The sequence below is a fragment of the Vibrio sp. THAF64 genome, assembly GCF_009363455.1.
Lineage (GTDB): Bacteria > Pseudomonadota > Gammaproteobacteria > Enterobacterales > Vibrionaceae > Vibrio > Vibrio coralliilyticus.
Map to the genome: position 1 here is coordinate 1250798 of NZ_CP045356.1, position 13882 is coordinate 1264679.

11 protein-coding genes are annotated in these 13882 nt (G+C 47.6%); 10 read left to right on the top strand and 1 reads right to left on the bottom strand.

What is annotated here, in order from left to right:
- The first annotated feature begins 196 nt into the window (after positions 1–196).
- The 9 genes from FIU99_RS22185 to FIU99_RS22225 all read left to right on the top strand — a co-directional run bounded on the left by FIU99_RS22185 (position 197) and on the right by FIU99_RS22225 (position 12666).
- Positions 197–2650 (top strand): glycogen/starch/alpha-glucan phosphorylase, encoded by a 2454-nt coding sequence (locus FIU99_RS22185; RefSeq protein WP_006961812.1) that lies wholly within the window; start codon positions 197–199, stop codon positions 2648–2650.
- Positions 2651–2750: 100 nt separating this feature from the next.
- Positions 2751–4931 carry a 4-alpha-glucanotransferase gene (gene malQ / locus FIU99_RS22190; RefSeq protein ID WP_006961811.1) on the top strand — a complete coding sequence of 727 codons (2181 nt, stop codon included), beginning with the start codon at positions 2751–2753 and terminating at the stop codon, positions 4929–4931.
- A gap of 253 nt (positions 4932–5184) precedes the next feature.
- Positions 5185–7365, top strand: a complete 2181-nt coding sequence (gene glgB / locus FIU99_RS22195) for a 1,4-alpha-glucan branching protein GlgB (RefSeq protein ID WP_006961807.1) — start codon at positions 5185–5187, stop codon at positions 7363–7365.
- Positions 7366–7475: 110 nt separating this feature from the next.
- A complete protein-coding gene (locus FIU99_RS22200) occupies positions 7476–7940 on the top strand; it encodes a GNAT family N-acetyltransferase (protein WP_006961806.1) in 465 nt (154 codons plus the stop codon).
- A gap of 2 nt (positions 7941–7942) precedes the next feature.
- On the top strand, positions 7943–8584 hold the full coding sequence (locus FIU99_RS22205) for an alanyl-tRNA editing protein (RefSeq protein WP_006961805.1): 642 nt from the start codon (positions 7943–7945) through the stop codon (positions 8582–8584).
- A 98-nt stretch (positions 8585–8682) separates the two neighbouring features.
- Positions 8683–9687, top strand: coding sequence for a S66 peptidase family protein (locus FIU99_RS22210; protein ID WP_086026965.1), 1005 nt, complete (start codon positions 8683–8685; stop codon positions 9685–9687).
- Positions 9688–9704: 17 nt separating this feature from the next.
- On the top strand, positions 9705–10019 hold the full coding sequence (locus FIU99_RS22215; RefSeq protein ID WP_006961803.1) for a DUF2834 domain-containing protein: 315 nt from the start codon (positions 9705–9707) through the stop codon (positions 10017–10019).
- Positions 10020–10147: 128 nt separating this feature from the next.
- Positions 10148–11506, top strand: a complete 1359-nt coding sequence (locus tag FIU99_RS22220) for a DUF1800 family protein (RefSeq protein WP_006961802.1) — start codon at positions 10148–10150, stop codon at positions 11504–11506.
- A gap of 11 nt (positions 11507–11517) precedes the next feature.
- Positions 11518–12666, top strand: coding sequence for a DUF1501 domain-containing protein (locus FIU99_RS22225; protein ID WP_006961801.1), 1149 nt, complete (start codon positions 11518–11520; stop codon positions 12664–12666).
- A 3-nt stretch (positions 12667–12669) separates the two neighbouring features.
- Here FIU99_RS22225 and FIU99_RS22230 read toward each other — a convergent pair whose 3' ends face one another.
- Positions 12670–13305: an START domain-containing protein gene (locus FIU99_RS22230; RefSeq protein WP_006961800.1), complete on the bottom strand. Its 636-nt coding sequence runs from the start codon at positions 13303–13305 to the stop codon at positions 12670–12672.
- Positions 13306–13438: 133 nt separating this feature from the next.
- Between FIU99_RS22230 and FIU99_RS22235 the strand changes: the two genes are divergently transcribed.
- Positions 13439–13864, top strand: coding sequence for a VOC family protein (locus tag FIU99_RS22235; RefSeq protein WP_006961799.1), 426 nt, complete (start codon positions 13439–13441; stop codon positions 13862–13864).
- Positions 13865–13882: the final 18 nt, after the last annotated feature.

Consider the following 13882-nt stretch of genomic DNA (forward strand, 5'->3'; position numbering starts at 1 on the left):
GGTGTGATCTTTATCACCAGAGCTTAGGTGTGAGCCCAATTGATTTGAGAGTTAGATCACTGAGCCTCTGGTCATACGCCCTCTACGCCCTTCATCCTCCTCCTAATAAGCCGTGTATTTGGGAGGATGTTTTGGTTGTCGTGTCAATGCACGATATGTCTCAGATGGATTAAACCCAATAAGTGAGATTTCTCTAATGAAACCTACGCAACAGAAAAATTTTGATAAGGCGTCATTCCAGGAAAGCGTCAAGAAGCATCTGACCGCGACGTACGCTACGACGGTTGAAAAAGCTGACAGCCGCGCTTGGTATCTGGCAATGGGCCGAGCTCTGGCTGAGCTGACTACGTTTGATATGCTGCAAACGGAGCAGGATGACAAAATCCTTAACGCAAAAAGCGTTAACTACTTATCTCTTGAGTTCTTGATTGGCCGTTTGACAGGCAACAACTTGATCAGCCTTGGTTTGTACGAGCAAATCACAGCAGCAATGGAAGAGATGGGGCAAAATTTAACAGACCTGCTTGAAGAAGAGCGTGACCCGTCACTGGGTAATGGCGGTCTGGGTCGTCTGGCTGCGTGTTTCATGGACTCTCTAGCGGCACAAGAATTCCCAACCGTAGGTTACGGTCTTCACTATGAGTACGGCCTGTTTAAACAGTCGTTCCAAGAAGGTCATCAGCAAGAAGCGCCAGACGCATGGCGTGGTGTTGAAGGCTATCCGTGGGAAGTTGCACGTCCTGAGCTAGCTCAGGAAATTGGTTTTTACGGTCACGTTGAAGTTTACCATGAGGACGGCAAAGAGAAGCGTCGTTGGGTTCCAGGCATGTCTGTAAAAGCAATGCCATGGGATTTGCCAATTGTGGGTTATGAATCTGATACGGTTTACCCACTGCGCCTTTGGGAATGTCAGGCTATTGCGCCATTCTCATTAGCGAGCTTTAACAATGGTGACTACTTCGAAGCTCAGCACTCGTTAATCGATGCAGGCAACATCACTAAAGTTCTATACCCGAACGACAACCACGAGAAAGGCAAAACGCTGCGTTTGATGCAGCAGTACTTCCACTCAGCAGCATCGGTACGTGACATTCTTCGTCGCCACGAAGAAGCTGGCCACACACTGGCATCGCTTCCAAAATACGAAACCATTCAGCTAAACGATACTCATCCGACTATCGCGATTCCTGAACTGATGCGTATCCTGATCGATGAAAAAGGTTTAGGTTGGGATGAAGCCTGGGATATTAGCTCAAAGACGTTTGCTTACACCAACCACACATTGCTTCCAGAAGCATTGGAAACGTGGAGTGAGTCTCTGATTCAACGTCTGCTTCCTCGTCATATGGAAATCATTTACCACATCAACCACCTGTTCCTGCAGGAAGTACGTCAGAAGTGGCCGGGTGATGTCGCTAAACAGCAAAAGCTATCGATTATCCAAGAAGGTTTCCACCGTATGGTGCGTATGGCGAACTTGTGTGTGATCGGTTCCTACGCGGTGAATGGTGTAGCTGCGCTGCACTCTGAACTGGTTAAACGTGACTTGTTCCCTGAGTTTGATGAACTGTATCCAACTCGTCTGCACAACGTGACTAACGGTATCACGCCACGCCGTTGGCTGAAATTCTGTAACCCAGGTCTGTCTGCACTGATTTCAGAAAAGATTGGTACAGAATGGCCAGCAAAACTGGAACAGCTAGAGCAAATCGCTAAGTTTGCGGATGACGCGAAGTTCCAGAAAGAATTCATGGCTGTGAAGAAAGAGAACAAACAGCGTCTTGCGGACTGGGTGTCTGAAAACATGGGTATCGAACTTGATACCAACGCGATTTTCGATGTTCAGATCAAGCGTCTGCACGAGTACAAGCGTCAACACCTAAACATGCTGCACATTCTGTCACTTTACCACCGTCTATTGAACGATCCTGATTTCGATATGGCGCCACGTGTTGTGTTCTTCGCAGCTAAAGCGGCACCAGGTTACCACTTAGCGAAAGAGATCATCTATGCGATCAACAAGATTGCTGAGAAGGTGAACAACGATCCTCGTATCGGCAACAAGCTAAAAGTTGTGTTTATCCCTGACTATCGTGTGAGCATGGCAGAGATCATCATTCCTGCTGCTGACGTATCAGAGCAAATCTCTACTGCGGGTAAAGAAGCGTCAGGTACAGGTAACATGAAGATGGCTCTAAACGGTGCACTGACTATCGGTACTATGGATGGTGCAAACGTTGAAATCCGTGAAGAAGTCGGCGACGACAACATCTACATCTTCGGTCTAGAAGTTGATGGTGTTGAAGCGTTACGAGCACAAGGTTACAACCCATTTGATTACTACCACGCAGACCCACTACTGAAAGCGTCTCTGGAGCTATTGCTAGGTGAAGAATTCACTCCGGGTGAACCAGGTAAACTGCGTGCAACATACGATAGCCTACTTGATGGTGGTGACCCGTACCTATGTCTGGCCGACTTTGCATCTTATGTGAAGGCGCACGAAGACATGGATAAGCAATACCGTGACCAAGCGGGTTGGGCGAAGAAAGCGATTCTGAATACGGCATTAGTTGGCAAGTTCAGCTCCGACCGCTCTATTCGAGATTACGTCAATAACATCTGGAAATTAGAAAGCGTTAAACGCTAATTCCTAACAATAAAGCCAAGGCTGCAAAGCCTTGGCTCTCTTAATTACATATTAATAAAAACCCTACATGTTGAAGGTATTCAGTCCTTCGGAGAGAGCGATGAAAGAACAAAACGCATTAAAACAAGTCGCTGAAATGGCAAAAATTGTCGACAGCTACGTTAGCGCGTGGGGAGATGAGGCAAAAGTTGACGATGAAACGATTCGTTACCTACTGGCGTCTTTAGGCTACGACACGACAAATGATGAAACTCTTCTGCAATCGGCAGAGAAAAAACACAAGAAGGATGTCCTGGATCCGGTACTGGTAGTACGTGATGGTGATCCGGTTGAAGTGGCACTAAATCTTGGTGCTAGCGCTCGTGAAAGCGAGTTCAGCTGGCGTTTAGATACCGAGCAGGGAGAGGTACTTGAAGGCTATCTTCAGTCTCAAATCGTTCGTGATGAGCGTAAAGAGGGTGGCCCTTTAGTGTTTGCATTGCCGAGTGATTTAGCGTGGGGTTACCACAAGCTAACCATCACTCGTAAGCGTCGTAAGTCCCCTTATGAGATGACTCTGATTGTCACGCCGAGATCTTGTTTCAAGCAAGACGAGATCGACAGTGGTAAAAAAATGTGGGGCCCGAGTGTTCAGCTTTACACCTTACGCACTCAGCACAACTGGGGTATCGGTGACTTCGGTGATCTGAAACAGTTGGTGGCTGATATTGCGTCCCGTGGCGGTGATTTTGTTGGTTTGAACCCGATTCATTCTCTATTCCCAGCGAACCCAGAAGGGGCGAGCCCTTACAGCCCGTCTTCACGCCGTTGGTTGAACATCATGTACATTGATGTCAGTTCTGTTCCTGAGTTTGCATTGAGTATTGAAGCTCAGCAACGTGTCGGCAGCGCGGAATTCCAGCAACGTCTGCAAAAAGCTCGCGAATCGCATTGGGTCAATTACACCGAAGTGGCGGATCTCAAGCTGAGCGTATTACCATTGCTGTTCAGTGAATTCAAAAAGCGCCACTTAGACAAGAACACTGAGCGCGCTCAAGCGTTCCTTGCGTTTGTGGAGGAAGGCGGTGACAGCCTGATGCATCAAGCAGCGTTTGATGCTCTGCATGCTTCTCTGCACGCTGAAGATTCCAACGTCTGGGGTTGGCCTGTGTTCCCTGATGAGTACCGTCGTTTTGAAAATACAGCGGTTCAGAAGTTTATTGAACAGAACCACGACCAAGTACACCTTTACATGTACCTACAGTGGGTAGCGGATATCCAAATTAATGAAGCTCAGGCGTTAGCTGAAGAGAAAGGCATGTCCGTTGGCCTATACCGTGATTTAGCGGTTGGTGTCGCTGACTCAGGTGCGGAAACTTGGGCAGATGACGGTAACCTTGTGATGGATGCCAGCATTGGTGCACCGCCAGATATTCTTGGCCCGTTGGGTCAAAACTGGGGTCTGCCGCCATTGAACCCTCAAGTGCTTCAGGAAACCAGTTATGATGCGTACATCAAATTGTTACGCGCCAATATGAAGCATTGTGGTGCGCTGCGCATTGACCACGTTCTTGGTTTGCTACGACTTTGGTGGATTCCGAAAGGTGAAAACGCAACGAAAGGCGCGTACATCTACTACCCAGTTGAAGATATGCTAGCAATTCTTGCGCTGGAATCTCATCGCCATCAATGTAGCGTGATCGGTGAAGACCTAGGTACTGTGCCAGACGAGATTGTCGAAATTCTGCGTGAAGCAGGTGTGCATTCTTACAAGGTATTCTTCTTCGAAACGTCTGAGGAAGATGGTGGCTTTATTTCACCAGCGCACTACGCGGAGCAATCTATGTCTGCGCTATGTACGCATGATATGCCGACTTTACGTGGCTTCTGGCACTGTGACGACTTAAAGATGGGCGAAGAGCTGGGTCTGTACCCAGATCCAGAGCAGTTAAAAGGCCTGTTTGCTGATCGTCTTGAATGTAAGCAGGGCATTTTAGACTCTGTGGCATGGCATGGTTATCTGCCAGAAGGCGTAGGGCGTGATGCTCAATACGTTCCAATGGATTCGTATCTTGCAGAAGCGCTGCAATTGCACGTTGCTGCGGGTTCTTCCACTCTGCTCAGTGTTCAGCTAGAAGATTGGCTAGAAATGGACAAGCCAGTCAACATTCCTGGCACCGTTGAGGAGTATCCAAACTGGCGTCGTAAACTGTCGATGAATCTAGATGAAGTATTTGCTCAGGAAGGGGTGAATCGCATTGCGCATAAGTTGACAGAAGTGCGTGCTAAGGTCAGTAAATAACAGGATCTTATCTCGAATAACATAGAAAAATATCGACTCTATCACTCTATGTGAAACCGGAATTCGGTAAACTTTCAGAACGCTATATTAAGCCCGCAATCATTAGCGGGCTTTGTTTTATAAAACTAGAAGCTGTTTACGTTGCGCCTCGATTTTAACGCTTATCAACCAGCGTTCCTGTCCGCAATTATCCACCTCAAAAGTAAGCAGACTTTCGGGATTTTTTAGAAAGTTAGGTTAGGGAGAGAATAACTTGAAAGCGGCAACACTAGACAAAAAAACCAGAGTGTATAACCAACTTTCACATGCGTCGTATGCGGATCCATTTTCGTTTATTGGGCCTTTCTTAGATCCGGAACACGGTGCTCTTCGGGTATGGATGCCCGGTGCCGACAAAGTAGAGCTGGTGATTGAAGGAGAAGAACGTGTTGAGCTGGTACGCGAAGATGCGTCTGGCTTTATCATGCAGCAACAACGCGATCTGAAATTTACTCACTATCAGTTAGCTGTTCACTGGGGAGGCGAAGAGCAACTGATCGATGACCCATATCAGTATCACACTATCTACGCAGAGTACGATGACCTGCATACGCCTAAAGATATGTACCATCATATGGGGTCGCAATTTGTTACGCTTGAGCGCGATGGCAAGCAGATTTCGGGCATTCGTTTCCTCGTTTATGCACCCCATGCTTCAGCTTGTAGCTTAGTCGGTGAGTTTAACCAGTGGGACGGCCGACGCACACCGATGCAGCGTCTCGATTACGGTATCTGGGGCATTTTCATTCCAGGTCTGGAAGAAGGGACTCAGTATAAATTTGAGCTGAAAGGGCCAAATGGTGAAGGACTGCCGCATAAGGCAGACCCTTGGGGAGCGTATGCAGAACAATACCCTTCCTTTGCCTCGGTGACTTATGATCACTCTCGCTACGACTGGCAGGATAATCAGTGGCAAAGCCGACCAGTCACGGAAAAGCGTAAGGAAGCGTTGTCTTTTTATGAGCTTCACGCGGGCTCATGGCGTCGCAATGATAATGGCGATTTCTTGAACTACCGTGAATTGGCTGATCAGCTTATTCCTTATCTGGTGGATATGGGTTATACCCATGTTGAGTTGATGCCAGTCTCTGAGCATCCTTTCTACGGCTCTTGGGGTTATCAGCCTGTTGGGTTGTTTGCACCAACGAGTCGATTTGGTTCGCCGGATGACTTTAAATATTTCGTCGACCAGTGTCACCAAGCTGAAATTGGTGTGGTGCTGGACTGGGTTCCAGCTCATTTCCCTTCCGACGATCACGGGCTGGCTAATTTCGATGGAACACCGCTTTTCCATGACCCTGATCCACGCCGAGGCTGGCATCAGGACTGGAATTCCTACATTTACGACTTAGGCCGTGAGCACGTACGCCGCTTCTTAGTATCCAATGCTCTGTACTGGTTTGAACAATTCCATATTGATGGTATTCGAGTCGATGCGGTCGCATCCATGTTGTACCTCGATTACTCGCGTAGTCACGACCAGTGGATTCCAAATGTCGATGGTGGCAACGAAAACTACGATGCCATCGCGACTCTGAAATGGATGAATGAGGAAGTGTACAAATACTTCCCGAATGCGATGACCATTGCTGAAGAATCGACGGCATTCCCAGGGGTTTCAGCCCCTACCTTTATGGGTGGCCTAGGCTTTGGTTTTAAGTGGAATATGGGCTGGATGCACGATTCATTGCAATACATTCAGGAAGATCCTGTCCACCGTAAGTACCATCATGACACCATCACTTTCCCACTGGTGTATGCACACAGTGAAAACTACGTGTTATCTCTCTCACATGATGAAGTGGTGTACGGCAAGGGTTCAATTCACAATAAGATGCCGGGCGATGAGTGGCAGCAGACGGCTAATTTACGTGCTTACCTTGGTTACATGTACGCTCAGCCAGGTAAGAAGCTCAATTTTATGGGGGCTGAAATTGGTCAGACGGCGGAGTGGAATCATGACGATCAGCTACAATGGTTCCTGCTGGAGTTTGAACGCCACCAAGGTGTGAAAGCGCTAACTCGAGATCTCAATAAGCTCTACACCTCTGAACGCGCGATGCATGAACTGGATTGCGAGCCACGAGGTTTTGAATGGCGTTTGCAGGATGCTGCTGAGTCTTCGATTCTTGCCCACGAACGTTTAAGCGATAATGGTGAGCGTATCCTGGTTATCACCAACTTTACCCCTGTTCCTCACGATCAGTTCCGATTAGGTGTACCATTGGCTGGTGAATATGAACTGCTGCTTAATACGGACGACCAGCGCTATAACGGCAGTGGTTATGAGGTGAAACAGAGTGTGGTGACAGAAGAGGTTGAGAGTGAAAGTCAGCCTCAATCCTTGTACCTCAGTCTGCCACCATTAGCTACGGTGTTCTATAAACTGAAGTAATGCTGATGCAGATAACAGAAAGGGCCAGTCAATCGACTGGCCCTTTTGTTTTTGGCGATTAAATCGTTAAGGTAGGGGGAATGGAATAGTTAAAGGGACTGCGAGAGCGAATGGAGACGACGCAAACCACACAGCGCTTTGAAGTGACAACTTTTAAGCCAGGCCACACTCATGATGTCGTGTCTTTGTGGCGAGATTCAATGCAGGAGGCGATTGGTATCCCCCCGGTACATACCTTTGAATCACAAGCATTTTTCCTCAATCACATCTTACCTGAAACGCATAAAATCTATGTGGCGCTAAGCAACGAGACGCGTCTATCGGTAGCTTTTGTTGCCATTAGTGACAGTGAAATCAATCAGCTTTATGTCCATCGAAAGTTTCAGTCAATGGGGATCGGCAGCCAGCTTTTGGCAATGGCGAAACAGCAGTCGTCAGGACGCCTGAGTTTACGAACGTTCGAAAACAACATTCGAGCTCAGCAATTCTATGAGCGACATGGTTTTGTTGCGATTGGCGGCGATGCAGAAAACGAAGAAGGACTGCCGGACATTCTATATGAATGGAGGCGATAACCATGACGGTAAAAGTATTCTGGGAAAATCCTTATCAAACTGAGCTGCTTTCTACCGTCAGTTGGATTGAGGGCCGTAATCTCAGACTGGATAAAACCATATTCTATGCTGAGTCAGGCGGTCAGGAAAGTGATGAGGGTACAATCGCAGGCATTCAGGTTGAGTGTGCACAAAAGCAGGGGTCAGAGATTACCTACACTCTAGCAGCAGAACCGCCATTTCAGGTTGGTGACGAGGTTATTACCGTGATTAATTGGACTCGTCGCTACGCTCTGATGAAGCTCCATTTTGCAGCAGAGGTGATACTTGAATTGTTTACACAAAGTTATCCTGATATCGAAAAGATTGGGGCGCATATTGGTCAAGACAAAAGCCGAATTGACTTCGTCTGGCCCGAGAGTCTCTCCCCTCTACTTCCAGAGTTTGAAAATAAAGCTCAAGCCCTGATTAATAAAGGTCAATTAATTGAGAGTCAGTTTGAGGACAAAGCGAGTGAAAGGCGCTTTTGGCGCGTCGAAGGGTTCGCTCAGGTAGCATGCGGCGGTACACACCTGAGAAGAACCTCTGAGGTGGGAAAAATAGCGTTGAAACGTAAGAATATTGGCCGAGGGAAAGAGCGGGTAGAAATACGCCTAGTGGTTTGATCTATCATACATTTTTATCTTGAACGGTGGCTAATTAACACAAGGATTGGTTACACTCGGCATAAATTATTTAGGGTTAAGGAGTACCCGCTTTGTCTATATTATTGCCGCGCCGTTTATCGAAAGGTGACACCATAGGATTTTTCTCACCTTCGTCACCAGCTACTTATTTTGCCCCGAGTCGGTTTCAACGAGCTAAAACGTACCTCGAAAGCAAAGGATTCAGGCTCAAAAGCGGGAAGTTAACCGGAAAGTCAGATCACTATCGCTCGGGTTCGATTCAAGAACGTGCCGAGGAACTTAATGTCTTGATTCGTGACCCAGAAGTCCGCTGTATTATTTCGACCATTGGCGGCTCTAACAGCAACGCATTACTGCCCTATATTGACTATGAGGCCCTGAAAGCTGATCCGAAAATCATCATTGGTTACTCTGACGTTACGGCCCTTTTATTGGGGATTTATGCTCAGACAGGGCTCATCACCTTTTATGGCCCTGCTTTGGTTGCATCATTTGGCGAGTTTCCACCTCTGGTTGACGACACTTTTTCTTCGTTTGAATCCATACTATGCTCCGCACCTTCGCTACCGTATCGCTATCAGATGCCAGAAGTCTGGACAGATGTCATGATTGACTGGGAATCCCAAGTGAATGCTAAACCTGTGACAGCCAATGAATGGCAGTTTATTGGTGACGGGAAAGTACGAGGTCGTATTATTGGTGGAAACCTGAACACCATGAATGGGATTTGGGGAAGTCCCTATATGCCTGACATTAGTAAAGGCGACATTCTGCTTATCGAAGATTCTCTTCATAACATTGCTGTGGTAGAGCGCAGTTTCAACCTACTCAAGCTCTGCGGTGTGTTTGACCGTGTCGCTGCTATCGTACTTGGTAAGCATGAGCTGTTTGATGACAAAGGGACAGGTCGCACGCCTCTTGATGTGTTGTATGAGGTATTGAACGGTCAAAAAGTCCCGATCCTTTATAGCTTCGACAGTTGCCACACGCACCCTATGCTGGTCACACCATTAGGTGTTGAAGCAGAGCTCGATTTTGATCAAGGAACTATATCTCTCACGTCTCCTTGGGTAGTTAACTAACTGACAGGAGAAGAGTAATGGCAAGGCTGTATCTTGTGCTAGCTGTTATTGGAGTGGCTGTTCCCTATGCAGCCTTTGCACCATGGTTATTGCATCATGGTTTGAATATTCCAGAGTTGATATCTGAGGCAATGGCATACCCTCTCAGTCAGTTCGCCTGGCTAGACGTCATCATTGCAGCGATCGCACTGATTGTTTTTATTCTTGTTGATGGTAAACGTCTCAAAGTAAAAGGGCGTAATTGGGCTATTGTTGCGACGCTATGTGTGGGTGTTTCCTGCGGCTTACCTCTTTACCTTTATTTGCGTGAGCGCCAGCTAAAGGTTGATTAACGACACCGGTATGGTGTCGTTTTCAAAAGACGAAACTTTTACATTGCGTAGGGTAAAACAATGTAAAGCTCATTATTCTCTGACGGACTCTGATTACACTTACTGTATGTCGTATCAGGAAGTACGTTATGAATTATTACCCAGACGCGAAAATCCTTGCGGAACAAAGGTTTGGTTTTGGCCCCCGACTCGGTCAACAGACGGTGCCACTGGCGAATCAGCTTGATGAAACAGGCTATATTCACCCTGCTATTCAGGCACTGCCAACCACCGAAGAGATTCTGGCGCAGTTTGGTCACAATCAAATCCAACGCGCCAAAGTTAAAAATGACGATGTGAAAAAGCGTGAGCTACAAAAACAGACTCAGGCATTTTTTCGCCAGCACTATCGACAGCAGGTTGAAGCGAGGCATCAGCAGAGCCTGCATACCCCTTACGGCTTTCAAGAACGCTTAATCCAATTCTGGAGTAATCACTTCGCCATCTCAGTGGATAATCGACGCTTAATGCCACTCGCTTCTCGAATCGAAAATGATGTAGTCCGCCAATACTGGAATGGCAACTTCAGCGATATGCTGATGAGGGTGGCGAAACACCCTGCCATGTTGATGTACTTGGATAATCAGGTTTCAGCAGGGCCCAATTCCAAACTAGGTAAAAGAAGAGGCAAAGGGCTCAATGAGAACTTAGCGCGAGAAATTCTTGAGCTTCATACCTTAGGTGTCGATAGCAGTTACACCCAGCAGGATGTGATTGAGCTAGCAAAGGCCATTTCGGGCTGGAGTATTAAGCTAAAAGCCCCCAATGTTGGATTCCGCTTTGTGCCCAATATGCATGAACCCGGAGCCGTGACAGTCATGGGGAAAACTTATGCGCAGAAAGGGACAGAGCAAGGTGAGGCTTGCCTAAAAACGTTAGCGTTGCACCCTGATACGGCGAAACATCTTACCCGAAAACTGTGCCAGCATTTCTTTGGTGAAACGCCCCCCTCGCTGCAAGACAAAATGGTGGATGCCTACCTGAAATCAAAGGGTGATTTACAACCCGTTTATCGGATTTTGATTGACAGTGAGCAGGCGAAATCAGCCAAACCGATGCGATACAGGATGCCTAAAGAGTGGATGTTTGCCGTATTGCGGAGCGCACAAATTGATATCAATGATAAGCAGGCGTTTAATGCGCTGAATGCTTTAGGCCAAGCTCCATTCAAACCAGGCTCTCCGGCGGGGTGGCCGGACAGAGATAAAGATTACAACAGCCCATCTGCTCTCACGCAGCGATTACAAATCGCCAATATGCTGGCAGCGAAAACGGTAAAAAATGCCAAAACCAAAGGCATCAAGCCGCAAAAAGTGGTCGATGAAGTGATCAAACGGCTTTATCACTCTGACTTGGATGAGCACACGCGTTTAGTGCTCAATAAAACCAAGAATCCCATGATACAGCTGTCGCTACTTTGGCTCAGCCCGCAGTTTCAATATCGCTAAGGAGAAGTTTGATGTCGAATTTACAGCTAAATCGTCGCCGTTTTCTCCGGAGTGCCGCTGCGCTGAGCATTAGTTCACTGTTACCAATGCCTGTGTTTGCTAAGACGAACTCAGATAACCTGTTTGTCTGGATATCTTTGCGTGGAGCAATGGATGGATTGAATGTCGTCGTGCCTCATGGTGATAAGTCGTATACCTCGCTCAGACCTTCGATTGGGCTCAAGCCGGAGCAGTCACTCAATCTAACTTCCTACTTTGGCCTTCACCCTTCTTTGAATCAATGTCATCTGTGGTTTAAGGAGCGGGAAATCAGTTTTGTCCACGCTTGTGCCACACCTTATCGTGAGCGCTCTCATTTTGATGGTCAGAAGATACTAGAGAACGGCACTCTAGACCCGTTTTATGGTGAAGGCTGGCTAAACCGATTACTCAGCCTCGAAAGCCAGAATCAAGGTATTGCGATTGATTCGGGCTTACCGCTTATCATGCAAGGCGATGCGAGTGTTGATAGCTGGTATCCGAACCGACTTAAGACCCGAGAACGGCAAACCGAGCTTCTGGAGCAGCTATTTCAAAGTGACGCTACTTTGTCTGCCAACTTTGAAAGCATGATGAAAATTGACAAGCTAGTCGGCGATGAAGGCGTCGGTAAGCAGTTCAAGTCTTTGACCCAGAAGACCGGAGAAATTCTGGCTGACCCAACAGGGCCTAACATCGCAGCCTTGGAAATTGGCGGCTGGGATACTCATGCTAACCAAGGCAGCGTGAATGGAAGGTTGAGTAATCAACTGAAACTACTGGACAGCGGTTTAGCGGCTCTTAAGCAAGCTTTGGGTAAGCAGTGGCAACGTACAGTCGTCATTGCGGCCAGTGAATTTGGCCGAACCGCGCGTGAAAATGGGACCAAAGGGACGGATCACGGAACAGCCAATGTCATGCTGGTGGCAGGGGGAGCCATCAATGGTGGTCAGGTGCTTGGTGACTGGCCGGGGCTCGGAGAAGCCGAGCTGTATCAAGGCCGAGACCTCAAGCCAACCACTGACATGCGTTCTGTGATTAAAGGCGTGCTGGGCCAACATCTATCGGTCAGTGCTGATAAACTTGAGACCATCTTTCCGCAAAGTGAGCAGGCACCACCGTGGAAGTTTGATTTCGTTTAAGTGTTACTCTTTGATTTTTGGATGAGTCGCAGTCTGGTAGTGAGGGAGCTGCTGCCGTAAGCCTTCGAAAGTATTACGAGCGCTCTCTTTTGCCAGATCATTGGCCAACCAATCAGGTAGCGCACCTCCGGGATCGGCAAATGCGATGTACTCGATGTGAGTCGTCCCATTAGTAAGCTTTTGTAGCGTCCAAGTGGCTTTAACCCGGGTGATCCGAATGTAATCCTCCTGCTCAGCTAAGGTGTTGCTTGGCGCATCCTTGATACGTAATGTAAAACTGGCATCGTCGATTACGAATTTGGAATAAGTCACCATGTCGCGATCCTTGGCAGGCCAAGGCGCTGCGAACTGGGTATAGACGATGTTTTCAGTCTCGCTGATTTGCCGCAGCACTCGGCTGTGACTAACGTTATCAATCCAGTTTGGAACATTGTCACTGTCTTCCAATAAGGTTAGAAAGGCGCCATAGGAGGTGGGAGCAAACATTTCTGCGCGCACTTCAACCAACCCATCCGTGTGCTCTCTGATGTAAATAGAAATGCCATTATCACTGCTATCAAATTGCCATGGCTGAATAGGCTCAGATTGAGCTGGTGTTGAAAACCCAACGATGGCGAGAGTGGCTAGGTAGAATTTCATTGTTGTTTAGAAATAGGCACGGAATAAATTAAAAATAAACTTGGGCTACAGAAAACACAAAAATGGGATTCATTTGGGGGTATTTGTTTTCACCACGCTACTATAGAACAAACAAATAAAAGGAATCTCTGCGATGGAACCTAGAATCAGCATCATTACGCTTGGCGTCAGTAACCTCAAAGCCTCATTCGACTTTTATACTAAGCTCGGCCTCGAATCGGCTAAAACGCCAGAAGAGGGGATCGTATTTTTCAAAACACGTGGAACCTGTTTGGCGCTATACCCTCTTGAGGCGTTAGCTGACGATGTCTCGCCGGCTTTTGCCGCTAAGCGGGAAGGTTTTAGCGGAATAACCTTAGCGCACAACACGCGAAGTAAAGACGAAGTGGATGAAGTGCTGCGTGTGGCCGTTGAGGCAGGAGGAAAGCTTGAGAAACCTGCACAAGATGTCTTTTGGGGTGGATACAGCGGTTATTTTTCAGACCCAGATGGGTACTTGTGGGAAGTCGCTTATGGAGACTGCTGGGAGTTTAATGAAGATGGCAGTTTGGTGATTTGATCGAACGACAAGCCCATA

Excerpts from the sequence above, each read along its gene's own strand:
- FIU99_RS22185 (WP_006961812.1), top strand. The coding sequence starts at position 197 with ATGAAACCTACGCAACAGAAAAATTTTGATAAGGCGTCATTCCAGGAA.
- FIU99_RS22215 (WP_006961803.1), top strand. The coding sequence starts at position 9,705 with ATGGCAAGGCTGTATCTTGTGCTAGCTGTTATTGGAGTGGCTGTTCCC.
- FIU99_RS22230 (WP_006961800.1), bottom strand. The coding sequence starts at position 13,305 with ATGAAATTCTACCTAGCCACTCTCGCCATCGTTGGGTTTTCAACACCA.
- FIU99_RS22225 (WP_006961801.1), top strand. The coding sequence starts at position 11,518 with ATGTCGAATTTACAGCTAAATCGTCGCCGTTTTCTCCGGAGTGCCGCT.
- FIU99_RS22200 (WP_006961806.1), top strand. The coding sequence starts at position 7,476 with ATGGAGACGACGCAAACCACACAGCGCTTTGAAGTGACAACTTTTAAG.
- FIU99_RS22205 (WP_006961805.1), top strand. The coding sequence starts at position 7,943 with ATGACGGTAAAAGTATTCTGGGAAAATCCTTATCAAACTGAGCTGCTT.
- FIU99_RS22220 (WP_006961802.1), top strand. The coding sequence starts at position 10,148 with ATGAATTATTACCCAGACGCGAAAATCCTTGCGGAACAAAGGTTTGGT.
- FIU99_RS22235 (WP_006961799.1), top strand. The coding sequence starts at position 13,439 with ATGGAACCTAGAATCAGCATCATTACGCTTGGCGTCAGTAACCTCAAA.
- malQ (WP_006961811.1), top strand. The coding sequence starts at position 2,751 with ATGAAAGAACAAAACGCATTAAAACAAGTCGCTGAAATGGCAAAAATT.